Raw genomic sequence first — 23,738 nt, forward strand, 5'->3', positions numbered from 1 at the left:
AAACGTCATCATGCAGAAAAAAATCTTACTGGTCGGTGAGTCCTGGACCAGCACGTCAACGCACGTTAAAGGCTTCGACCAGTTTGCCACCGCCACCTGGCACACCGGCGCAACGGACTTTCTGGCCGCGCTCGCCGACAGTCCCTATGCCATTACCTATATGCCCGCCCACGCGGCGGCGACCGACTTTCCGCTGACGCTGGACGCGCTGCAGGAGTGGGATGCGATTATTCTTTCGGACATTGGCGCCAATACGCTGCTGCTGCATCCGGACACCTGGCTGAAGAGCCGCCGAACCGCCAACCGTTTAACGCTCCTGCATGATTACGTGGCCGGCGGGGGAGCGCTGATGATGATCGGCGGCTATTACAGCTTCCAGGGAATCAACGGCGGCGCGCGCTACCGCCATACCGCGGTGGAGAAAGTGCTGCCGGTAGGCTGCCTGGCCTGGGACGATCGCATTGAAACCCCGGAAGGCTGCTATGCCGAAGTGACGGAGTCTCACCCCCTGTTTAACGATATTCCGGGCGAATGGCCGTGGCTGCTGGGCTATAACGAAGTTGAAATGCACCCGGAAGGCAAACTGCTGGCGACCGTGGCCGGTACCGATCATCCGCTACTGGCTGTTCGCGAATATCAGCAGGGTCGCTCGCTGGTGTGGACCAGCGATATGTCGGCGCACTGGCTGCCGGAAGAGTTTGCCAAGTGGCCCGGCTATCGCCAGCTGTGGATTAACTGCCTCGACTGGCTGACGGAACGCCGCTGATGACCGCGACCCTTGAGCTCGCCCGGCAGCTGCTGGGCTTTAACACCATTAACCCGCCGGGCAGCGAAGCCGACTGCATGCGGTTCTTCGCCGACTGGCTTGACGATAGCGGTTTTGAGGTTTCGCTGTCGTCGTTCGGCGAGGGACGCTGCAATCTTATCGCCAGCCTTCCCGGGGCGAAGAGCGGAAAACCGCTGGCCTTTACCGGACATCTGGATACCGTCCCGCTGGGAAATGCCCGCTGGCAGTACGATCCTTTTGGCTCGCAGATGGAAGACGGGCGTCTTTATGGCCGCGGATCCAGCGATATGAAAGCGGCGATAGCGGCGTTTGCCGTCGCCTGCGTTCAGCAGCGGGAAGCGATCCTCGCCGGACGCGGCGCGGTATTGCTGATAACCGGCGGAGAAGAGACCGGTTGCGACGGCGCGCGAGCGCTGATCGCCTCCGCGACATTGCCGGAGGTGGGCGCGCTGATCGTCGGTGAGCCCACCGCCAACTATCCGGTTATCGGCCATAAAGGCGCGCTCTGGCTGCGCTGCGAAACGCGGGGGAAAACCGCCCACGGCGCGATGCCGGAGCTGGGGATCAATGCTATCTATCTTGCGGCGGATGCGCTGGGTAAGATTCAGCATTTTTCGCCAGGCGAGCCGCATCCGCTAATGAAGCAACCCACCCTCAACGTCGGACGCATAGAAGGCGGACTCAATATTAATTCCGTACCGGACCGCACGCGTTTTGATGTCGATATCCGCAGCGCGCCCAATTTACAGCACGCCACTATCCGGGAGCGCTTGACGACGCTGCTTGGCGAAAGCGTCACCGTCTCCACGCTGGTCGACCTGCCCGCCGTCCTGAGCCGGGAGGATCACGCGTGGATAAAGCAGGTTTACCAACGCTGTCAGCCGCTGCACGCTAAGCCGATTGCGCCGCGCGTGGTGCCCTACTTTACCGACGCCTCGCTGCTGCTGCCTGCATTGGGCGATCCGCCCTGTATTATTCTCGGCCCCGGCGAGCCGTCGATGGCGCATCAAACCGACGAGTACTGCCTGCTCAGCCGACTGGCGGAGGCCGAACAACTATACGGTGACATTATTCGCGACTGGATGGCATCACCACCCGCGACGAAAGTAAAAAATGAGTGACACTGTCACTGAAAACGTGTGCCATGCAATCAGCGTTTGAATAATATCGCGGAATAACAGAGGATAACCGCCTCGTACACGACGGTACTACCACCAGCAAGGAGGCTTACCATGACCGTGAAGATCAACGCGGTGCTCGTTTGCACCCTCTCTTTACTCCTTTCCGCCTGCTCGGGTCGTGCTTCTGCGCCGGACAGCGCCGAAGACGCTAAAATATCGGCGGAAGTGGATAAGATGCTTCGCGATTATCAAACGGGTTCCGATACTTCACCCCAGGCCAATGCCTCACGCTATCTGGCGCGGATCCAGGCGGCTATCTTCGCTAACATAGACCAGCCGGCCTCCTGGCAAGGGCAAAAATGCTCGGTGCGCTTTACGCTACAGCGTGACGGGACAGTGCAGGATCCAACGGTCGAGAGCGGCGATCGGCCATTCTGCGCGCAGGTGATGTCCGCGCTGAAAAAAGCCAACATCCCGCCCGCGCCGGACGAAAAAACCTATCAAACATTCAGTCATGTCGTGCTGGACGTGAAGCCCTGAGCTTGCCCGCAGAAATGGCCCCGGCCATCACCAGGGCCATTTCGAACAAGATAAGCTGACAGCCCTGCTTAACAGACGCTTTTTGGCGATCAGCGTGGAATGATTCAATAGTAACAGGCTGGAGCAAGCCTGTTTTTTTTCCATTCTTCAGGATCGTGGCCGGGTATGAATACTGCATGATATCGCTCGGTAAGCTGACGCAGCTTTCGCACTGACTGAGCGACATCAGTAGCTGACGTCATTAGCCCCGGGAGCGCCTTTTCATGGTAATGATCTAGGGTATAAGCCGCATCAATCGCTAGCGTAAAATTTGTACCACCGGGTAAGCGGATAAGAAAAGATTGATGGCCCGGTGAATGCCCTGGGGTGAAAATACACTGCAGCGTGCCATCACCGTAAAGGTCATAGTGATCATCGGACAACCCGTTAAGAAAAAGCCAGTTAAGTTGGGGACGATCGAAATCACGTCGGCAATAGGCTCCCGAAGTAAACCAGTCAGGAGCAAAGGCATATTCATACTCTTGCTTCTGAACAACATGCGTAGCATGGGGGAAGCGACCAATTGCTCCCGTATGATCAGAGTGCAAATGGGACAGGACCACATAGCGGATATCCTCAGGGGCAATGCCAATCCTCTTAAGTTGTTCCAAGCAACCCTGTTCTTCTGACATCACCGGTTTAAACTGCTCTACAGCACTTCCCCAATAACCACTGGGATCTTTCAATCCTTCGACAGCCAGACCGCCGTCAATCAGCGTAAAACCATCCGGATGGGTCAGCAGAAACCAGGGGACAGGGATCTCATAATGCTCTCCCACACCTTGATTCATCCGGATATGCTGATATCGACAATGCTGTGTTCCTGACTGGAACATAAAAAGCTTTATCTCTGACATGATTATTTTCCACCAATAAATCAATAAAATAGATTGAAATTTAGCCTGACTCAGCCTTGAGTCTGGATTTTTCATCATTTCGCAGGAAAGCAGTAGATGCCTGCTCCCACTTACATTTATCGGTAAAGCCAATATAATTGGTGAATGGATCTCTTCTCAGCAATGCGCATATTTATCAGGGTGGTTGAACGGGGCAGCATGTCGGCTGCAGCCCGCGATCTCGGCATTGGCCAGCCCGCCGTGAGTGAAAGAATAGAAAAACTGGAAGCACATCTTGGGACACGTTTGCTTAGGCGCAACACGCGTAACATGTCTCTAACGCACAGCGGTAACGTGTTTTATGAGCGAAGCAAAACGGCCATTCAGGCGGCAGAGCATGCTCTTTCTGTGAATGAAGAAAATCAGGGGTTGCAAGGCAAAATCCGTATTGCCGCGCCCTATTCCGCTGGAGAAAGCCTGCTGATGCCTGCATTGTTGCAGCTTCAGAACGAGCATCCGGAGCTGCAGGTCGATGTCATTTTTAACGACCGCGTCATCGATCCCGTCACCGAGGGGGTCGATTTATCACTGAGGTTAGGTGATGTCTCCGAAGGCTTTTTTGTCGCACGTCCGCTTGGCACCGTGCGCAGAGTGCTAGTGGCCTCTCCGGCTCTGCTGGCGAAAATGGGTCATCCTGACACGCCGGATGCGCTGACAGATTATCCATTTGCTGCTGTTTCTGGCGTATTCGCCAGTAATCGCATTCAATTGATCGCTTCCGAAGATCAACTCATTAATGTTCCCGTCAATATTCAATTTCAGTCCACACACTGGCGCAGTGTCCTCACCTGGTTATTAGCGGGACATGCCATTGGTGTTTTGCAAAGTCCGGTTTGCAGAAAAGAAATGGAAGACGGCGTGCTCATCCCCCTCTTAAGCCATTATCCGATCCCGCCATTTAGTGCCTGGTTGCTCCATCCACCGGCTGGGATGATGTCGTATGAAACGCGAATTTGTGCCCCTCTGCTGGAGGGGTATCTTAGAGATTTGTTGCTTGAGTCGGCTGGCTGAATGGAACAGCGCCTCCCTGGCGCGCTGATGATGGCCTCTTGTTAACGATTCAATCTCTGATGCATGAAATCAATAAGCGCCCTTGTTTTTGCCGGCAAGTAACGCCGATCTGAATACAGGGCGAACAATTGCAAGGGGGCTGCCGATTGTTCAAATTCAATCTCGATTAACCGCCCATCATCAATATAGGGTTGGCAGGCTTGTTTCGACAGAATGGCAAAACCGACACCTGAGATGGCCGCTCGCCCTGCCATCTCTCCGCTGTTGACCCGATAGCGACCGTTAACCTTGATCGTCTCGAATCCGCCCTTTTTATTCACAAACTGCCAGGGAGCGCCTTTAAGCGCATTCACCGTTGTAATACAGGGTAATTCTTCAAATTGCTGTATACGAGAAGGCGTGCCATAACGCTGGATGACGGAGGGGGCCGCAACGATGGTGCAAGGGATCGTCACCAGATGACGGGCGATGTAGTCACTGTCATCCATCTGACCACGGCTAACAATGACAGCTAAATCCAGATCATCTCGCAGGGATTCATAACCCGACAAATTTGTGACGCAACTTATCTCCAGATCCGGATGCTGACAGGCGAAATCAGCAACAACAGAGCCCAGCAATACAGGACCGATTTCATTGGGAATACAGATACGTAATGGCCCCTTGAATTGCATTTGTCGCAACGTTAATTCGGTTTCAGTTTGCTCAAGTGCTTCCAGTAATGGCTTCGCCCGGGTATAGAGTAGATGCCCCGCCTGTGTGAGTTTCATATGTCGGGTACTGCGCTCAATGAGCTGAAGATTCAGTTTGTCTTCTAACTGAGAAATGCAACGGCTCACATTTGATGTCGGCATTTCAAGGGCTTTCGATGCCCCGACAAAACTGTCTCTTTCCACCACAGCAATGAAGATTTTCAGCGCATTAAAGTCCAGAACTGGCCGCATCAACTATCCCACATATGATAATAATGAGTGCCATTTTTACCATCTAATCGACAAGTTTGATAGCAGTTAAGCTAGGATATCTTTCATCCACAGGTCGCTTGCTATGCCACTGGTCACCACAACATTTAATCAAAAGACGCTCATTCGGATTGCTATGGTAATCGCTTTTGTCCAGTTTACTAATGCGCTGGAATATATGATGTTCAGCCCTGTTTTTACATTTATGGCTGCAGATTTCGCTGTTCCCGTCACCTTCTCAGGCTATGTATCCGGTATGTACACCTCTGGAGCCGTCCTGTCGGGAATTATCGCCTTTTACTGGATTGATCGTTGCAATAAGAAGCGTTTTTTAATCGCTAATATGGTACTGCTAGCCATGGCGACACTGTTGACGACATTCACCACCCGTTTTCCTCTTCTTCTTACATTGCGCTTCTTCGCAGGACTGGTTGGAGGTACGACAATGGCTGTGGGGATCACTATTTTGATAAACCACACGCCGGCTGACTTGCGCGGAAAAATGTTGGCGACGGTGATTGCGTCATTTTCGATGGTCAGCATTGTGGGGATGCCCGCTGTACTATTTTTGTGTACTCATTACGGTTGGCATGTCGCGTTGTGGTTAATCTGCACACTGTGTTGGTTGGCATTGCCACTGATCGTCTCCATCATCCCTCAGGATCCCGTCACTTTCGACACATCCCACGCGCTGCCCCTCGATGTAGATACTTTACTGTTTGCTTCCGGTAATGCGCTGGTACAGTTTAGTCCAATGCTGATCATTCCTGTCCTGGCGCCATTAATGACGCAGCTGTTGGGGGCTTCTCAAGGTCTGCTGCCCTGGTTGTTCTTCGGCGGGGGTCTGGCGGGGTATCTGTCTACCAGAATGACAGGCGCATTAACCTCTCGTTTTTCTGCTTTGAGTGTGGCGACCGGGTCGGCCCTCGTTTTTATCCTGAGCTTGCTGATACCCCTCCTGGGCTATCCGCATCCGGCGCTATTTATTACGTTATTTCTCGGCGCAGCTTACAGTCGTCTGGTGTCATCGTCGGCGGTGACGATTCAGTTTCCTGATAACAACCAACGAGCGGGATTCTCTTCATTACAGACATCCATGATGTATCTGATGACAACTGCCGCATTTTTCCTGTCTGCTTTTTTGTTACCTGACCATCGCATGGCGCGACAAAATATGGACACGCTGTTGGCGGTATGTGCAATTACCGCATCAGCAACCCCAATTATTGTCATCGTTTTGCAAAAGAAACTGGCTAAGCGTACGTTCGCGCGCGATCGTTTCATCACTAAGTAGTATACCCTCCGCGGGTTGCTCATTTTTTAAAGAAAAAACAGGGGCATACGCCCCTGCGTGGCTACCGCCGGCTCAGGGCCAGCTTCGCGGCAAACAACAGAAACAGGCAGCCGGTTGTCCGGTCCATCCATTTCACCACGGCTGGTTTTTTCAGGATGCCGGCGGCATAGCGAGTGGCAGTAATCAGCGTTAATGACCACAGCGTCCCAATCAATACATGGATGGTGACAAGGAGAAAGGTCCAGCTGATGGGTGAATGCCCGGCGGGGATAAACTGGGGCAAAAACGAAACGTAGAAGACGCCCATTTTGGGGTTAAGCACATTCCCCAGCATCCCACGCAGGAACCAGTTACTCGTGGAATTGGATTCGGCCGGGTGGGTGTTAAATTGCTGGCGTGGGCGCAAGAGCAACTGGATGCCCAGCCAACAAAGGTATCCTGCTCCGCACCATTTCAATAAGGTATAAGCCAATTCAGAAACCGCCAGTAGCGCACCTAAACCAAAGGCCACCAGCGCGCCCCAGATAAAGCATCCAAGATCAATGCCTAACGCGGCATGCAAGGCTTTGCGTCCACCTTCAGCGGTCGCCGTGCGGAGAATAAGAGCAGTATCAAGACCTGGCGTCAGGGTAAGCAGTGTGGCAGCGAGGGTGTAAGCAAGAAGTGAATCAGTGACGAGCATTTCCTGTCTCCGAAAGAGACAAGGCTACTGAAGCGTTCACATTTTTGCAACAACAATGTTCACCCTGCTCCACTTTTACCCAGGCGTCTACCTGACGCAACTCAGCCCATAACTGAGGACCACTCGGTTATGGGCTGAGTTGCAGGACTAGCTCAACGCCATTGATAAAATAATACAGGGGTAAGTTAGCTCACTTTAATATCATCAAGGTCGATATCCTCTTCTTCGTGATCATGAGTAACCATCACATCACGCGGAATATCTTTTTTGATGACAGCATAAACCGTGGCGGTAACAACAATATTCACCAGCAGGGCCATAATGCCAGCCATCGGGTGTGACATGGTGGGGATCATCAGTACCCCACTAAAATAAACTGCTCTCTTCATCAGGGCTTAACCACGTTCAGCAGATAGCCTTTACTGAAATAGCTTGCTGGAGCTATCATGCTTCCATACATTCCACCATTAATAGTTATTTTTATGGGGCCAGGTTTGGTTGCGACACCATAGACTTCAACACAATTATGATCTGTAGTATCCGTTGTGGCCATTGTAATTACCGATTCAGGCAATTTACAATTACGTAAAGAAATACCTGCATCATCGGGAACAACACTCCCTACTTTTCTTTGCGGCCCACCAATAACGCGCCCGCCCAGAATCTTAATTTTAAAAAAATACGGCTTCCCTACTAGTGCTTCTGTTAATGCCTCATTACCTGGGATATACTCAGCGTTTGGGCTTAATAACTTGCAGCCAGAAATAGACAGAAGAAATAAGATTAGCAAAGAACGTATGCATATCATAACTATACCAGTGGTTTAAAAACCACCCCCCCAAAGAATCGACGAATGAAGAAAGATAAATCTTTTCGAGACTTAATTTGTTGTGACACATCTCCCCATGAGAAAAGATTTAATCCTACAAAACCGTCATTCCCTTGGGTCACAGGTCCATTCCAGACAATCCAGTGGGTGGGATAGGTTGTATGCTCGAACATACTATCTCTTAATAAACTATCGTTGATAAGGGTAACAACTTTATAACCTTTATTAATATATTCATTTAAGTCACGAATCCCTTGAATACCTGCTTGTGTGATTCCTACATTACTGAACACCCTTTCATAACCTGCTTTTTCAAACCATGTCGTCAGAGTTGGCCACATGGTGATCCCTGCTACTGGAGAATCGAGAGTATCGAAGCTCAGCACTGCATTCTCTGAATCCCTCAGACCAGCCAGCGTCATCCAGTCAAGGCCAGAGATATTGTCATAAAAATGACCCGAGGGATGGCGACATCCCTCACCTGGCTCTATCTCAAGTTCACCGATTTTGGTTTTCCCATATCGCCACAGTTCCCTGGCGGCCTGGGCATATACATCAGGACGGTCTTGTTGCAGACAGTAAAAGAATGCAGCAGGACCGCACACGCTCGCTCCTGATTGAGAAGGATATGAGAGACTGTAGAATCTGTCCTGAATTTCTGCTTCTATCTTCTTTTTTTCAAACGGATCTTGTGGTGAACCTATGGGATACTCTTGTGCAATAAATGGACGTTCCGGGATAGTGATTCTTATCTCCTTTGTTTCCCCACCCTCGCTTGCAGGTTTCATTGTTCCTTTTGTCTCAAAATAACAGAGGTTCTCTCGCTTTACCGGAGACCAGGCGTTACCTGATGCAAAGGCTTCAAGTGTGTACATTTTGGTGAATGGAACGGGGGTCACACAGACCGTATGCAACATGGTTTTGCGGTAAAGATTCATTTCCATAATATAAATTGTCGAGAGTGACTCATCTATATTTCCGGTCATATGAGTTTGTGTTTCATAAGTTCCAGGAAACGGCTGCTGTTTCACATCTACCAGGAGATATTTATTCCTGTGAGAGTCCATACGATAAATACAGAGGTCATAAAGCAAAGAATCAGTCGGGACATTAGAGTTTATTCGGGTACTAAGCTGGTAAACCGTCATCATTAATCCCTCAATGTTTAAGTGGCTATCCTTGCCGGCATCATACAACAATCACACCTAACCCACATCACCCGTTATTGATCACTCTGTTCAACACTTGAAGGCGCGGGAGTGATGATGTCAATCTGCAAAGGATCTTTATCTGACAGCGTCTGCCATGAGGTGTCCTCCCCCCGTTTATCGCTTCAACTCGTCCTGCCACAGCGGGGATGACGCCAGCTGCTGGCATACCGCGTCGATAAATACTCGGGTCTTGGCGGGAACCAGCGTGCCGGGCGGCATCAGGGCATAAACGCTAACCCGCGCCGCGCTGCGCCAGTCGGGCAGCACGCGGACCAGTTCCCCGCACTGCACCGCCTGATTAACCATCCATCCAGGCAGCAATGCGATCCCGGTTGCGCGAATGGCCGCCGTCAGCAGCGCTTCACTGATATTGGTGGTGAGGGGGCCAGCTGGCGTCACCTGGATATGCTCCCGACCATTCTCGAGGATCCAGTAGGGCCAGTCCGGATGGTGGGTAAAGCCGAGACACCGATGGGCTGCCAGTTGCTCAGGATGAGTCGGTTCACCGTAGCGTTGCAGATAGGCCGGCGAAGCAATCAGCTGGCTGCGAAATGCCCCCAGCTCGCGCCCGGTTAAGGTACTGTCCCGCACGTTTCCCAGGCGGATCACCGCATCAAACCCCTCCGCGACAATATCGACCCGTCGATCGAGAAAATGGGCATCAAGGCGAATATCCTGATACGCCTGCAGGAGATCAGGAAACATCGGGGCAATCAGCTCCCGGCCAAAGGTCACCGGCAGTGAGACCCGCAACGTTCCCTGCGGGGTGGCAGCAAAGTCCCCGACTTCCCGGCTGGCGGCGCTGAGCTCATCCAGCGCCGTGCGGGCGCGCTGCAAAAACCAGGTTCCGGCTTCAGTTAGCGTTACGCTGCGGGTGGTACGCACCAGCAACCGGACGCCCAGTTTTTTCTCAAGGTGGCTGACCCGGCGGGAAATCACCGATGCATCCCGCTCCAGCCTGAAGCTGGCCCCGATAAAACTCCCTGCCTCAGCCACACAGACAAACGCCATCAGCTCATCAAAATCATCGAACATGATTCCTGCACCCTGCACATTAATCATTTGCAAATAAGGCTAATTATCAGCGATCTGTTCGGCTATTAACATAGCGGCTCTTCAACTTACAGTGTGAGAAGCCTATGAAAACGTTTTTGAGTATTGGGTCCGGTCCTGGGATGGGAATGGCGACGGCCTTACGGTTTGCCGGTGAGGGATTCCGGGTGATGCTGTCCTCTCGCAATAAAAGCAATGTGGCGGCGCAGGCCGACCAGTTGAGAGCGGCAGGATTTGCCGCGGAAGGCCGCGTGGCGGACGCCAGCGATATCATCAGTATCGCGGAACTCATTCGTGAGGTAGAGGAGGAAACCGGCGGCGTGGATGTGCTGCATTTCAATGCCGCGGCCATGCATGACGGTAATCTGGAGACCCAGTCGGTGGCAGGCTTCATCCAGGATCTCACCACCAATATTGGCGCGGTATATGCCGCCATCAAAGCGGTCTCTCCGCGGATGGCCGCGCGTGGAGAAGGCGCGATCCTGCTGACTGGCGGGATGTTTGCCACTCAGCCCCACCCGGAGTATCTGACGTTGAGCGTCGGCAAAGCCGGGCTGCTTAATCTGACGCATGGCCTTTTCCCGGTATTGAAAGCGCAAAATATTCATCTTTCCATCGTGACGGTGGGGGCCTACGTCACGCCGGGCTCCGCCGAAGCCCGGGAGATTGCCGATCTGTTCTGGCAGCAATACCGCCAGCCATCAGCGCAATGGACAGCGGAAGCGTTTTATCCCGCCCCACACCATCAGTAACCTTCCCCGGCCGTCGCCTGGCGTCCGGGAGCCATCGCCCGGACGTGCGGAAAAAACGTCATCCATCGCTTGCTTTCCCTGTCACCTCGGATCAGGATACGACGATATTCATGGAGGCTATGTGATGAAATATTTTATCGGTATGGCGGTGACGTTATTGTTGAGCACGCCGGTGCTGGCGGCGGGCGAGCTTGAGATTAACCAGTCTCCCCTGACGCTGGTGCTGAGCGACCAGAATCAGGCACGGGTCTCTTCCTGTGCCGATTTCATTGCGCTGCGTAAAGCGGGAGAGACCGTCGATGCGCTGCCCGGGCTTTCCGACCCGGATGGCCGCGCGGCGGAAGCGGCGTTATTCTCCTGCTGGCTACAGGCCTACACCATCGATCACACGTTATTCCCCACTGCCGCGCCGAAACCAACCCTGGCTGACGTGGTTCAGCACTTTCCTGCCAGCGCGGCGTTTATCGTCAGCGATGACGAAAAGCAGGACGTTGCCAAAAACTTTGTAGGGAAAACCATCGCCGACTATACCCCGGACCTGAAAGCCAGGGACGATCGTCTGGAATCAGCGGCCAGCGCCAGCGGTTATGTGCTGGATGAGTATTATGCGTTTACCGATAAGCAAGGGCATCAGCTCAACATTGTCGCTCTGGTGGGCTACGCCATCGGCGGCACGGCGAGCGTAAAAAGCTACTATCGCATCGATGACACGCACGCCCGCGTCTGGAGCGTCACCCAGCTCGATGAGAACAGCCCGCTGTAAGCAAGGGTTCCCTCTGCGGCGATACCGCAGAGGATTTTCCGTTTACCTGGCCAGCCACTGACGCCAGCCGCCCCAGGCGGTGATCTCCGTGGCATCTCCCAGCCCGGCGGCTTCGCAGATAAAACCCGTCACCCAGCGGCCATCGGCCAGCTCAACCTGTCCCAGCCCCAGCGGCGCGGGAATAGCGGCCAGCAGTGACCCCACCTCGGCGCTGGGTATCTCCCACACTTCCACCGCTATCGCGGCCCCGTCGCGCTCGTCACGCACCATCGCCGGGCGCTTGCCATCCGCGAGGGCGTACAAACGATAGCGTGGCGCGCTGTGGGTCGCCTGCAGCAACCGGCCGCCCCGCGTCAGCAATTGACCGTTTAACGGCAGACCGGCCAGATGCGCCCCGCATACCGCCAGGGCCATCCGATCATGGCCCGCGGGGTGCGCAGGCGGCGGGCTCTCCAGCCGCGCGCCGCCAGCCAGAGGCAGCCGCTCCGCGCGCTGGAAGGCGTCGGCCAGGCTCAGCAAATACTGATCGGTAAAGGCCCGGCCAAACAGCGTGACGCCGGAGGGCAATCCGTCAGGCATAAACCCGCACGGCACACTCACCGCCGCATAGTCCAGCAGGTTCATAAAGTTGGTGTAGTAGCCCAGATCGGCGTTGCGGGCGATGGGCTCCGCCGCCAGCTCGTCGAGCGTCACCGGGCGCGGAAAGGTTGGCGTCAGCACGCAGTCCAGCGTATCAAGGATGGCATCGCACTGCGCTTTATAACCCTGCAGCTGATACATCGCCTTAAAGGTCGCCGTCGCGTCGATATCAGGCGCTTTCGCCAGCACGTCGCGAATCACCGGCAGGACGGCATCCGGCTGCTGTTCAATCAGCGGCCCTGCCACCGCATAGCGTTCAGCAACCCACGGTCCGTCATACAGCAGGCGGGCGGCGGCCAGAAGTGGCGCGAAATCGATCGCTACCGGCACGCCGCCGAGCGCCGTCAGCCGCTGCACGGCCTGGGCGAACAGCGCTTCGCTGGCGCGGCAACCGAGGAAGTTCAGCGCCTGCGGGACGCCAAAGCGAAACCCGGCGGACGGCCTGCCAAAGGCCTGCCGGCTGTTCCACTGAGGATTGCGGCGGCTGTAACTATCCTGCGGATCGGTCCGGGCAACCAGCGCCAACAGCTGGCTGGCCTCGTCGGCGGTAGCGCTGAAAAAGGTCACACAGTCCAGCGTGCGACAGGCAGGGACGACCCCGGCGGTGGAGATCAACCCTTTCGTCGCTTTCAGCCCCACCAGGTTATTCAGCCCGGCCGGAACGCGACCGCTGCCAGCGGTGTCGGTCCCCAGCGCGAAGCTGGCGACACCCAGGGCTACCGCCAGCGCGGAGCCGGCGCTGGAGCCACCGGAGGGGTAATCCGGGTGATACGCGTTGCGGCAACGTCCGTACGGCGAACGGGTTCCGTTCAGGCCGGTGGCAAACTGATCGAGATTGGTTTTGCCCACCGGCACCGCTCCCAGCGCAATCAGCTGCGCGACAATGGTCGCGCTTTGCGTCGGTCGGTATGCAAACGCCGGGCAGGCAGCGGTCGTGAGGATCTCCGCAAGGTCAATATTATCTTTGATCGCGAACGGCACGCCATACAGCGGGAGCGTCTCTGGCGAATGGCCTTCCAGCGCCGTGAGAAACGGCGCCTGCTCCGCTTCGCTCAGGAGATGGATAAACAGATTAAATTCGGGATTCAGCGCTTCCGCCCGCTGGCGGATCGCCGCCAACAGCGCCCGCGGGGTGGTGTTGCCGTTACGATAGTTCGCCGCCAGGGTCGCCAGGCGTAAATCAAACGTCTGCTGCATCATGCCTTCTCCTCAATAATCACTGCCACCCGTTGCCCGGCACGCACCGCGCTGCCTGGCTGCACATTGACCTGCTGAACCCTGCCATCGCACGGCGCCAGCAGCGGGATCTCCATTTTCATCGACTCAAGCACCACCAGCACATCACCGGCGCGCACCAGACGACCGGCCTCGGTCTGTACCTGCCACAAATTACCGGATACCGGGCTTTCCACCCCCTGCTCGCCCGGCTGCAGCGGCGCATCGCCCGCTTCTTCTGCCGCGCTCTCCTGACTGTCGAAATGGGCCTGGCCGCTGGCGATCCAGCGATCGCGTTCGGCGTTAAACGCCCGCTGCTGATGGTCGCGAAATGCGTCAATGCTCTGCGCCTCGCGAGCGAGAAACTGCTGGTATTCCGCCAGCCGCAGCGTGCTGTGTTCGATGCGCAGCGGATAGCGACCGAGCGGGAAATCGCGGCGAATCTCCAGCAGTTCTTCCGCCGAAACCGGATAGAAACGCAGCTGGTCGAAAAAGCGCAGCAGCCAAGGCTTGCCGGCAAAATCGGCCACCTCGTGATAGCGATTCCACATCTGCAGAGTGCGGCCGACAAACTGATAGCCGCCCGGGCCTTCCATGCCGTAGACGCACAGATACGCCCCGCCGATGCCCACCGAGTTTTCCGCCGTCCAGGTTCGCGCCGGGTTGTACTTGGTGGTGACCAGCCGATGGCGCGGATCAAGAGGCGTGGCCACCGGCGCGCCGAGATAGACATCGCCGAGGCCCATCACCAGATAGCTGGCGTCAAACACCGTGTTCCATACGGCCTGCTCATCCGGCAGATCGTTTATCCGGCGAATAAACTCGAGGTTGCTTGGGCACCACGGGGCGTCCGGGCGGACGGTGGTCATATATTTGTCGATCGCCTTGCGGCAGGCCGGATCGTCCCAGGAAAGCGGGAGATGCACGACCCGCGTTGGAACCTGCAGATCGTCGCTGATGCAGACCGTGGTCCACTCCCCGCTGACCCACGCCAGCAGGGTCTCCAGCGCCAGCGTTTCCGGTTGGAAATGCAGCTGCAGCGAGCGGATCCCCGGCGTGATATCGATGATCCCTTCCCGGGCTTGCCCTTCAAGGGCCTGCATCAGGGCATGGATGCGAAAACGCAGCACCAGATCCAGCTCCGCCTCACCGGCCTCCAGCAGCAGATGGGTATCGCCGGAGAGGCGCGCCACCAGACGTTTGTCGGCGTCACCGCAGGTCATCACCACCGGCGAGGTGAGCGGCACAGGCTGCCAGGCAACGTCCTGCGCCTGCAGGGTCGCCAGCTCCGCGCGACGACCTGCCGCCAGCCGCCGGGCGGTGGGGACGTCCACCGCCACAAAGCGCACTTTATCCCCCGCCTTAAGCTGGCCCAGTTGCCAGAGATCGGCTTCGATAACCGTGACCGGGCAGACGAAGCCTCCGAGGCTTGGGCCGTCCGGCCCGAGGATCACCGGCATATCGCCGGTAAAATCCACGGCCCCCACGGCATAGGGGTTGTCATGAATATTCGACGGATGCAGCCCGGCTTCGCCGCCGCTGTCACGGGTCCAGACCGGCTTAGGCCCGATCAGGCGCACGCCGGTGCGGCTGGAGTTAAAATGCACTTCCCAGTCGGTGGCAAAAAAGGTCGCCATATACGCCGGGGCAAAGAACTCCGGTGCGCCGTGGGGACCATAAATCACCCGCAGCGTACGGACGTCCGTCAGCGCGGTGCGCAGCCCTGCGGGAAGCGCCGCGCCTTCCCCTGTCTCAGCCAAAGGCGCAAGATGCAGTACGTCGCCAGCGCGTAGCGCCCGTCCGCCGTGGCCGCCAAACTGACCGAGGGTAAAGGTGCTTTTACTGCCCAGGTACTCCGGCACCTGAATACCGCCGCGCAGGCAGAGATAGCTTCTGACGCCTGGTCCGTTTATTGCCCCCAGCCTGAGGGTCGCCCCCGCCGGAATAGTGAATACGCAGTTCATGTCCTGCCCGGCGCCATCGAGCGTGACGGCCAGCGGCGCGCCGCAGACCGCCGCCTGTACGGCGGTATTAAATTTCAGGGTGGGTCCGTTAAGGGTGATCTCCAGCGCGGCGTCGCCTTCGGCATTGCCCAGCAGACGGTTGCCCAGGCGCAGCGCCCGGTCATCCATCGGGCCCGAGGGCGGTACACCCACCGCCCAGTACCCCAGACGTCCCGGATAGTCCTGGACGCTGGTCTGGGTGCCGGCGCTCAGAACCTCCACGGTATCGGCCCGGTAGCGCAACTGCTCCAGGCAGCGGGTCCAGGGTTCTCCGGCGGTAAACGGCGCAAAGCCGAGGATCTGCTGCAGGTATAAGCGGTTGGTTTCAACGCCATACAGGCGGGTCTCCGCCAGGGCCTGCGCCAGGCCGGCAATTGCCTCATCGCGGTTGGGGCGCCAGACGATAGCTTTCGCCAGCAAGGGGTCGAAAAACGGCGGCACTTCACAGCCGGCTTCCACCCAGCGGTCGATGCGCAGGGTGGCGCCGTCCGCTGGCGGAAACCAGACGTCGGTTAACAGTCCAGGCGAAGGCTGAAACTGGCGGCCAGGATCTTCGGCGTAAATTCGCGCCTGAATAGCATGGCCCCGGGGCTGTAGCCCGGCGGCCAGCTCGCTCAGCGGCGGTAAATCCCCTGCGGCCAGGGCGATCATCCAGCGCACCAGGTCCACGCCCCACACCTGCTCCGTAACGCCGTGCTCCACCTGCAGGCGGGTATTGACCTCAAGGAAATAGAAGCGCTGCGCCGCACTGTCGTAGACAAACTCCACCGTCCCGGCGCTACGGTAGTTCACCGCTTTCCCGAGGGCAATGGCCGCGCTACACAGCGCCTGCGCCATCCCTTCCGGCAGATTCGGCGCCGGGGTCTCTTCAATCACTTTCTGGTTACGCCGCTGCAGCGAGCAGTCGCGCACGCCGAGGGCGATAACCTCCCCCTCACCGTCGCCGAAGATCTGCACCTCCAGGTGACGGGCGCGTTCGATATATTTTTCGAGAAACACCCCGGCATCGCTGAAGTTGTTTTGCCCCAGCCGCTGCACCGTGGCAAACGCCTCGCTCAGTTCGCGGGCGTCGCGGCAGACGCGCATGCCAATTCCCCCGCCGCCCGCCGTACTCTTGAGCATCACCGGGTAGCCCACCGCCTCGGCCGCCCGGCAGGCTTCCTCGCTGTCGGCCAGCAGTTCACTGCCCTCCAGCAGCGGCACGCCCTCCGCTTTCGCCAGCGCGCGAGCGGTATGTTTCAGGCCAAAGGTACGCAGCTGTTGCGGGGTTGGGCCAACAAACGCCAGTCCCGCCGCCTCACAGGCTTCGGCGAAGGCGGCGTTTTCCGACAGAAAGCCGTAGCCGGGATGGATAGCGCGGGCGCCGCTCTGCAGCGCGGCGGCAATGATCTTCTCTACCACCAGATAAGTTTGCGCTGCCGGGCCCTCGCCAAGGCTGAGCGCTTCATCCGCTTCGCGGACGTGCAGACTGCTCAGGTCGGCTTCGGCATAAACGGCAACCCCCTTCACCTGCATGGCGCGCAGGGTACGTAAAATGCGGCAGGCTATCGCCCCGCGGTTGGCAATCAGTAAGGTATCAAACATAAGCGGAACTCACAGCGTAGCGGGTCGTCCCGCAACAATTCGTCTTTCCCTGAGGTCGTCCCCGGGGGAACCGGCGCTTAAACGTGGCGCGTCGGCGTGTGATTCAGGCGGTCGGCGCGAACGGCGAACAGCCGAAAGGCCAGCAAACGCCAGCGCTGCCAGCGGGTCAGTTCCATACCAGCACCTCGGCGGGGGTCGGGTTCCAGCCGTTGCAGGGATTGTTGAGCTGCGGACAGTTAGAGATCAGCACCATGGCGTTACACTCCGCGCGCAGTTCAACGTATTTTCCCGCCGCCGAGATGCCATCCGCAAAGGTCAGACCGCCCTCCGGCGTCACCGGCACGTTCATAAAGAAGTTAATGTTGGCGCCGATATCGCGCTTATGCAGGCGGCCATCGTGCAGACAGGCGCAGAGAAAATTGTCCCGGCAGCTGTGCATATAGCGCTTGTCGAGGGCGTAGCGCACGGTGTTGCTCTCTTGGGCGCAAGCGCCGCCGAGGGTATCGTGCCGCCCGCAGGTATCGGCCACGATGGTCATCAGCGGATGGCCGAGGTTGGAATAGAGCACGCTGCCGGCGGTCAGGTAGGCGTTCCCCTGGCGACGCAGCGTGCGCTGCGCATCGTAGCGCTCGCGCGGGTTGTCGGCGTTGTAAAACAGGGTATCAATCGCCTGATTGCCTTCGAGATCGAGCAGGCGCAGGGTCTGCCCTTTTTTAACCTCAAACAGCCAGGGTTCCCCGGCCGGGATCACATGGCGATAGACGGCCTCTTCCGGGCGTCGGTTACTGGTGATAACGGTCATGAACGCCTCCTTACAGGGCAAAAAATTGGGTATTGCGGAACGCACGCTGATTCTCATCGCGGGTCAGGAGCGCCTCGGTGGCCGCGTCCTCATCGTCGGCCTGATACCAGCTCAGCTGCACCGGACGGGGCGCATATTCTGTGGCCGGATCCTGGGGATGTGGCAGCGCGGTGAGCACCAGCAGGACGTCCATCGGGGCAAACAGCTCAACGTAATCCCCGGCGCGACTGTTGCCGGCAACAAACTGGAAACGGCCCTCTTCATCGACGGTGACTTTGCTGAAGAAGTTGACCACCATCAGCAGGTCTTCCAGACCGAGATCCCATTTGCCCATCTCCACCAGCAGGTTATCGACGCCGTTGCGGTAGAAGCCATTACGTAGTTCCTGGTAGCGGCCAGCGCCATATTTGTCGTGTGTCTCTTCGGCGTTGAGGACCCCGCCGAACGGATCGTGCCAGCCGCAGCTGTCGGCGACGATCCCGGCCAGCACCCGGCCCATATCGGAGTAGAAACAGTGTCCGGCGGTCAGGCGCGCGGTATGCTGGCCCTTGAGAGTATCCGGCAGGTTCAGGCGCTCACTTTTCTCATGAGGGTTGAGCATCATCATGCTGACGTTCGCCCCGCCGTCGATATCGGTCAGGCGCAGGATCTGCCCTTTGCGCAAAATCAGCGAGGTGTGCGCCCCGCCGGGAAGCCGCTCTTCGCGCAGGCTGGGAGTGGCGTGAAAAAGTACGGTCATCAATTTATCTCCTTAATGCGTAAACGTTGGTGTCGCTACCGGTGGCCAGCTGCGCCATCCGCGCCTCATTGAGCGGGATATCGTAGGTAATGCGCGCTCCCCAGGCGTTAGGCGCCTGCGGATCGATGCGCACTTTGTCGAACACCAGCAGCCGGGTGCCCAGGTTGAAGCCTTCGGCCAGATCGTGGGTGACCATAAACACCGTCATGCGCGTTTCGCTCCACAGCTGGAGCAGCAGCGCGTGCATATCCTTACGTATGCCGGGATCCAGCGCGCCGAAGGGCTCATCGAGCAGCAGCACCCGAGGCTGCATCACGAACGCCTGGGCAATGGCCAGCCGCTGTTGCATCCCCCCGGACAACTGCGACGGGTATTTATCCAGAGCGTGCCCCAGCCCCACTTTCTCCAGCATGTACTGGGCCTGTTGCCGGGCCTCGCGTTTTCTGCCGCCAAACAGGCGCCCCAGCAGCGGGGACGCCGGCAGCTCCAGGCCGATGGCGACGTTATCCAGCACGTTGAGATGCGGAAACACCGAATAGCGCTGGAAGACCACGCCGCGGCTGCGATCCGGCTCTGCCGCCAGCGGCTGGCCATCGAGCAGGATGTCGCCACGGGTCGGTTTTTCCTGACCGAGCAGCAGGCGTAAAAAGGTCGATTTACCACAACCGGACGCGCCGACCATCGAGCAAAACTCGCCCTCTTTCACCTGCAGATTGATGCGCTCCAGCACCACGTGGTCGCCGTACTCCTGCCAGATGTTTTTGATGTCGATAAAACTCATCCCCGGCCTCCTTCCGCCCACGGGAAACAGGCTTTGTGCAGCTGGCGCAGCGCCAGATCCATCAGCCATGCCAGCAACGTGATCCAGATGACATAGGGAATAATCACGTCCATCGCCATATAGCGCCGCACCAGGAAAATGCGGTACCCCAGCCCGGCGGTAGCGGAGATGGCCTCGGCGGAGATCAAGAACAGCCATGCTGAGCCCAGCAGCAGGCGCAGAGAGGTGATCAGCCGCGACAGCAGCTGGGGAAGCACCACCCGCAGCACCAGGGTCCAGCTATTAGCGCCGAGGGTCTGCGCCTTAATAAACAGCTCCGCCGGGATCTCCTTCGCCCGCTGCTCCAGGTCGCGCGCCAGCATTGGCGTAATGCCGATGACGATCAGCATCACTTTCGACAGCTCATCCAGGCCGAAGACGATAAACAGCACCGGCAGGATCGCCAGCGGTGGGATCATTGACACCACCGTCAGCAGTGGCGACAGCGCCGCACGGTACATCGGGAAGACGCCGGCGGCGATGCCGATACCGAGGCCGATCAGCGACGAGACGGCCAGGCCCGTCAACAGACGGCTCAGGCTGATCAGCGTATCGGCCCACAGCAGATACTCACCGCTGCGTTTGTCCGGGGTGAACGCCATCCGGTCAATGGCTGCCACCATCTGCGACAGGCCTGGCAGCAACTTGTCCTGCGGATTGGCTTCCAGCCGCACCGCCGATCCAATAAACCAGGCGGCGATCAGCACGACAAAAGGCAGCAGCATCAGCGTCAGGCGCATCCCCTTTTGGGGATAACGGTTAATGTGGCGCATGGCGTGGTCTCCCGGCAGTAATCATTACAGTTGGCCCGCGGCGGCCAGCTTCAGGTAGCTGTCGTCAAAGCGCAGTTTGCGGTTGGCGGCATCGCCGAGAGTGACATTTCCCGGGAAGGTCATGCCGATAAAGTCCGCGCTCTGCGCCCCTTCACCCAGCAGGCCTTTATCGAACGAGAACTGCGCCACTCGCTGCATCGTTTTCGCCAGTTCCGGCGAGGAGATAAACGCCAGGGTGTCGGCCGGTGTCCAGAACAGATGGGTTGTTTTCAGCTGTGCCTGGTAGCCGGCAAGATCGGTGCCGGAGTCGGCGGCCATGGCGCTCAACGCCTGGGTATCCCCGGCCTTCATTTTGGCCATCATTTCAAACCAGGCGCCGGTCAGGGCTTTGCCCAGCGCGGGGTTATCTTTCAGGGTCTGGGTATTCACCACCATCATGTCGATAAGCTCGCCGGGCACCTGCGAGGAGCTAAACACTTCGCTGGTTTGCGGGGTCTTTTTGATAACTGACAGCTGTGGATTCCAGGCCACCGCCGCCCGCACGCCGCTGGTGCCGAAGGCCGAGACGATATCGGCATCGGAGGTATTCACCACCTTGACGTCTTTTTCCTGCAGCCCGGCTTTTTCCAGGCCGCGCACCAGCAGATAGTGGGATACCGACAGCTCCGGGAGATACACCGACATCCCTTTCAGGTCGCTGAGCTTTTTATCCGTCCCCTTCAGGACCACCCCGTCGTTACCGTCGGAGTAGCTGCCGGTGATCAGCGCCGTGCTGTCGACACCGCCCGCCGCCGGGATCGTCAACGCGTCCATGTTGGTCATCGTGCAGCCGTCAAACTGCCCGGCGGTGTACTGGTTGATGGATTCGATGTAATCGTTGAGCTGGACGATATTGATCTTGATGCCGTATTTGCTGGCCCATTTATCAATGATCTTTTCGTTACTGATGGTTCCCCAGGGCATCCAGCCGGCGTAGATGGTCCAGCAGACGTTGAACTCTTTTTTGACGGCGGCAAACGACGGGACGCTGGTCAGCAGCGTCAGCGACAGGACAAGTGAGCGGAGGAGCGGCGATGTTTTCATGGTGGACCTCTGGTTAGCACGAGAAACGGAGCAGCGCGACACCCAACGGTGCTGCTGTCTCCCGGGCTTTTATCCCGCCGTGTAACCTCGCCGAGGTCGCCAGCTCTCGGACCAGACGTTCACCGCGGTGAACCGGAACCCTAGCCAGCTATTGTGTGATCTGAATTGTCTGTTGCGCTGCTTTCTGCCGATGTTCTTGCAAGCACCATGCCAGGAGCCAGAGGCCGCTCACAGCCGCGTTTCGCCGCCAGCGGACGCATCGATTCCCAAAAATGGGGAGTGATGTTGGGGCATTGCATGGCTTTGGTGCAGGAAAACGCAGAGCGCATGCGCCGACATTCTGCGGATTTGCCACGAACGTTTCCCACGCACCGCGATGACCCATTTGCACCGCCTCAGTGCCGCCCATTCACCACGTTGCATCCCGTCAGTTACCACCTCATCACATTAACTTGCTGAATATAAATGATTATTTGATGTGGCACGTTTAATGCTCTGCGCTTGTATACCGCGATGTGGACAAGATCGTATGCCGTATGGCCACAACACGTCGTCACTCTGCGGTCGCCACCTTCCCCTTTCCGTGAGGCATCCAGGGTGGATGCGTTTCACGGAAACCTGCTAACTGAAAACGGAGAACAACATGACGACACTCAGTGAACCGTTGGTTACCCCGAAATATGGCAAATGGCGCCAGCTGGTGCTGGGCTTGATCTGTATGGCCGCCATTTCCAGTCCGCAATATGTCTGGACGCTGTTGACAAAACCCCTGGCCGCCAAGCTTGGCGTGGGTCTGCCAGAATTGCAGGTCACCTTCTCCCTGCTGATCATCCTGCAGACCTTCTTTTCCCCGTTTCAGGGGCGGTTAGTGGAAAAATTTGGTCCACGGCGGCTGATCGCTATTGGCACGGTGATGGCGGGAATGAGCTGGGTGCTTTCCGCGCAGGTGAACGGCCTGGCAACGTTCTGGCTGGTTTATGGCTGCATGGGCGGGCTCGGGACCGGGATCGTCTACATCGGCGTTGTCGGCCTGATGGTCAAATGGTTCCCACAGCAGCGGGGGTTTGCCGCCGGCGCGGTGGCGGCGGGCTACGGGATGGGGGCCATCATAACCACCTTCCCCATCTCCCTGTCGCTGACCACTAACGGCCTCGAACACACGATGACGACTTTCGGGATCCTTTTCGCCCTCGTCGGCTTCCTCGCCAGTCAGGGGCTGAAGCTGCCGCCGCCCGCTGTCTCCCAGCCCGTCAGTCAGACGGTGGCGCAGAGCAGCAGATCGTTTACTTCCCGGGAAATGCTGCGCCAGCCGCTGTTCTGGCTGATGTTCGCCATGATGGCGATGATGTCGACTTCCGGGCTGATGGTCACTTCGCAGATGGCGGTGTTCGCCGAGGATTTCGGCATTAGCCAGGCGGTGGTGTTTGGCATGGCGGCGCTGCCGCTGGCGTTAACGATAGACCGCTTCACCAACGGCTTAACCCGGCCGCTGTTTGGTTTTATTTCCGACCGCTTCGGCCGCGAGCAAACCATGTTTATCGCCTTTGCGCTGGAAGGCGTGGCGATGATGCTCTGGCTGGCGTGCCGGGAAGATCCGCTGCTGTTTGTCCTGCTCTCCGGGGTGGTGTTCTTTGGCTGGGGGGAGATCTTCTCCCTCTTCCCGTCGACACTCACCGATACGTTCGGCAGCGAGCATGCCGCCACCAACTATGGCTGGTTGTATATTTCTCAGGGCATCGGGTCAATCTTCGGCGGCCCGCTGGCGGCACTGCTCTATCAGTACACCCACGGCTGGCATGTCGTCTTCAGCTGCGCGATTGGCCTTGATTTTGTCACCGCCGCCCTCGCGCTGTGGGTGCTAAAACCGTGGCGCGCGCGCTTTATCCGCCAGCATAGCTAACTGCAGCGCTGACAGAAGTGACGGCTCGCCCGTCACTTCACTGATATTCGCTGCGCAGCAGCGCGTACAGATACTCATCGCCCCACTCGCCTTTAAAAAAGATATTCTGCCGGTAATATTATTTCCGTTCTCAGGTAATGAAAATCATAGAGTTGATAACGTCAGCTAATAAATTCATTCAAGTGAATTTTTTATTTAACAACGCACAGTACTTAATTAAATAAAATTGCGCTATTCTGT

The 23,738-nt window shown here is 57.5% G+C and carries 21 protein-coding genes, 2 pseudogenes and 1 riboswitch; of the genes and pseudogenes, 8 read left to right on the plus strand and 15 right to left on the minus strand.

Features of this window, described 5'->3' with window-relative positions:
- The first annotated feature begins 10 nt into the window (after positions 1–10).
- From CWM54_RS05365 to tolA, 3 genes are all read left to right on the plus strand, one after another.
- Positions 11–766: a glutamine amidotransferase gene (locus CWM54_RS05365; RefSeq protein ID WP_100696296.1), complete on the plus strand. Its 756-nt coding sequence runs from the start codon at positions 11–13 to the stop codon at positions 764–766.
- Complete coding sequence (locus tag CWM54_RS05370; RefSeq protein ID WP_100696298.1) at positions 766–1,908, plus strand: M20 family metallopeptidase; 1,143 nt, start codon at positions 766–768, stop codon at positions 1,906–1,908. Before CWM54_RS05365 ends, CWM54_RS05370 begins: the two co-directional genes overlap by 1 nt.
- A 111-nt stretch (positions 1,909–2,019) precedes the next feature.
- Positions 2,020–2,448: a cell envelope integrity protein TolA gene (gene tolA, locus CWM54_RS05375; RefSeq protein WP_061154573.1), complete on the plus strand. Its 429-nt coding sequence runs from the start codon at positions 2,020–2,022 to the stop codon at positions 2,446–2,448.
- A 104-nt stretch (positions 2,449–2,552) separates the two neighbouring features.
- Here tolA and ahlK read toward each other — a convergent pair whose 3' ends face one another.
- Entirely contained in the window at positions 2,553–3,347 is a 795-nt protein-coding gene (gene ahlK, locus CWM54_RS05380) for an N-acyl homoserine lactonase AhlK (protein ID WP_165785710.1), read from the minus strand.
- Positions 3,348–3,506: 159 nt separating this feature from the next.
- On the opposite strand from ahlK, the gene CWM54_RS05385 reads away from it, so the two are divergent.
- Positions 3,507–4,394, plus strand: coding sequence for a LysR family transcriptional regulator (locus CWM54_RS05385; protein ID WP_100696300.1), 888 nt, complete (start codon positions 3,507–3,509; stop codon positions 4,392–4,394).
- A gap of 41 nt (positions 4,395–4,435) precedes the next feature.
- On the opposite strand, the gene CWM54_RS05390 is transcribed toward CWM54_RS05385, so the two are convergent.
- Positions 4,436–5,338 carry a LysR family transcriptional regulator gene (locus tag CWM54_RS05390; protein WP_061154570.1) on the minus strand — a complete coding sequence of 301 codons (903 nt, stop codon included), beginning with the start codon at positions 5,336–5,338 and terminating at the stop codon, positions 4,436–4,438.
- Between the two features lie 103 nt (positions 5,339–5,441).
- Here CWM54_RS05390 and CWM54_RS05395 point away from each other — a divergent pair, with 103 nt between their 5' ends.
- Positions 5,442–6,650 (plus strand): MFS transporter, encoded by a 1,209-nt coding sequence (locus CWM54_RS05395; protein WP_100696302.1) that lies wholly within the window; start codon positions 5,442–5,444, stop codon positions 6,648–6,650.
- Between the two features lie 61 nt (positions 6,651–6,711).
- Here the strand turns inward: CWM54_RS05395 and CWM54_RS05400 are convergent, their stop codons facing one another.
- The 5 genes and pseudogenes from CWM54_RS05400 to CWM54_RS05415 form a co-directional block, all read right to left on the minus strand.
- Positions 6,712–7,332, minus strand: coding sequence for a LysE family translocator (locus CWM54_RS05400; RefSeq protein ID WP_100696304.1), 621 nt, complete (start codon positions 7,330–7,332; stop codon positions 6,712–6,714).
- 185 nt (positions 7,333–7,517) lie between these two features.
- A pseudogene (locus tag CWM54_RS05405) lies at positions 7,518–7,709 on the minus strand (PTS fructose transporter subunit IIC); the annotation flags it as partial.
- A gap of 11 nt (positions 7,710–7,720) precedes the next feature.
- Positions 7,721–8,140, minus strand: coding sequence for a hypothetical protein (locus CWM54_RS28010; protein WP_133123744.1), 420 nt, complete (start codon positions 8,138–8,140; stop codon positions 7,721–7,723).
- A gap of 2 nt (positions 8,141–8,142) precedes the next feature.
- Positions 8,143–9,309, minus strand: a complete 1,167-nt coding sequence (locus CWM54_RS05410) for a hypothetical protein (protein WP_100680575.1) — start codon at positions 9,307–9,309, stop codon at positions 8,143–8,145.
- Between the two features lie 177 nt (positions 9,310–9,486).
- A complete protein-coding gene (locus tag CWM54_RS05415; protein ID WP_100696306.1) occupies positions 9,487–10,407 on the minus strand; it encodes a LysR family transcriptional regulator in 921 nt (306 codons plus the stop codon).
- A gap of 104 nt (positions 10,408–10,511) precedes the next feature.
- Between CWM54_RS05415 and CWM54_RS05420 the strand changes: the two genes are divergently transcribed.
- Both CWM54_RS05420 and CWM54_RS05425 read left to right on the plus strand, forming a co-directional pair.
- Entirely contained in the window at positions 10,512–11,177 is a 666-nt protein-coding gene (locus tag CWM54_RS05420; RefSeq protein WP_100696308.1) for an SDR family NAD(P)-dependent oxidoreductase, read from the plus strand.
- 124 nt (positions 11,178–11,301) lie between these two features.
- Positions 11,302–11,940 carry a hypothetical protein gene (locus CWM54_RS05425; protein WP_100680251.1) on the plus strand — a complete coding sequence of 213 codons (639 nt, stop codon included), beginning with the start codon at positions 11,302–11,304 and terminating at the stop codon, positions 11,938–11,940.
- Positions 11,941–11,982: 42 nt separating this feature from the next.
- Here the strand turns inward: CWM54_RS05425 and atzF are convergent, their stop codons facing one another.
- The 7 genes from atzF to CWM54_RS05460 all read right to left on the minus strand — a co-directional run bounded on the left by atzF (position 11,983) and on the right by CWM54_RS05460 (position 21,598).
- The gene (atzF, locus tag CWM54_RS05430; protein WP_100680252.1) at positions 11,983–13,779 is read right to left on the minus strand and encodes an allophanate hydrolase; all 1,797 of its coding nucleotides are present in this window, start codon (positions 13,777–13,779) and stop codon (positions 11,983–11,985) included.
- Positions 13,776–17,381: an urea carboxylase gene (uca, locus tag CWM54_RS05435; protein ID WP_100696310.1), complete on the minus strand. Its 3,606-nt coding sequence runs from the start codon at positions 17,379–17,381 to the stop codon at positions 13,776–13,778. The genes atzF and uca overlap by 4 nt, the downstream gene beginning before the upstream one ends.
- A gap of 166 nt (positions 17,382–17,547) precedes the next feature.
- Positions 17,548–18,183, minus strand: a complete 636-nt coding sequence (locus CWM54_RS05440) for an urea amidolyase associated protein UAAP2 (protein ID WP_008804848.1) — start codon at positions 18,181–18,183, stop codon at positions 17,548–17,550.
- Positions 18,184–18,193: 10 nt separating this feature from the next.
- Positions 18,194–18,922, minus strand: a complete 729-nt coding sequence (locus CWM54_RS05445; protein WP_100696312.1) for an urea amidolyase associated protein UAAP1 — start codon at positions 18,920–18,922, stop codon at positions 18,194–18,196.
- 4 nt (positions 18,923–18,926) lie between these two features.
- A complete protein-coding gene (locus CWM54_RS05450; RefSeq protein WP_100696314.1) occupies positions 18,927–19,703 on the minus strand; it encodes an ABC transporter ATP-binding protein in 777 nt (258 codons plus the stop codon).
- Entirely contained in the window at positions 19,700–20,515 is an 816-nt protein-coding gene (locus tag CWM54_RS05455) for an ABC transporter permease (RefSeq protein WP_023297641.1), read from the minus strand. The genes CWM54_RS05450 and CWM54_RS05455 overlap by 4 nt, the downstream gene beginning before the upstream one ends.
- A gap of 24 nt (positions 20,516–20,539) precedes the next feature.
- Positions 20,540–21,598 (minus strand): putative urea ABC transporter substrate-binding protein, encoded by a 1,059-nt coding sequence (locus CWM54_RS05460; RefSeq protein ID WP_100680256.1) that lies wholly within the window; start codon positions 21,596–21,598, stop codon positions 20,540–20,542.
- A gap of 56 nt (positions 21,599–21,654) precedes the next feature.
- A riboswitch (guanidine-I (ykkC/yxkD leader) is annotated at positions 21,655–21,753 on the minus strand.
- A 488-nt stretch (positions 21,754–22,241) separates the two neighbouring features.
- On the opposite strand from CWM54_RS05460, the gene oxlT reads away from it, so the two are divergent.
- Entirely contained in the window at positions 22,242–23,498 is a 1,257-nt protein-coding gene (gene oxlT, locus CWM54_RS05465; protein WP_100696316.1) for an oxalate/formate MFS antiporter, read from the plus strand.
- Positions 23,499–23,535: 37 nt separating this feature from the next.
- On the opposite strand, the pseudogene CWM54_RS05470 reads toward oxlT, so the two are convergent.
- Positions 23,536–23,616: pseudogene (locus CWM54_RS05470) on the minus strand (N-acetyltransferase); the annotation flags it as partial.
- Positions 23,617–23,738: the final 122 nt, after the last annotated feature.

This window comes from Klebsiella sp. D-Nf1, from assembly GCF_002810515.1.
GTDB classification, from domain to species: Bacteria; Pseudomonadota; Gammaproteobacteria; order Enterobacterales; family Enterobacteriaceae; genus Klebsiella; species Klebsiella variicola.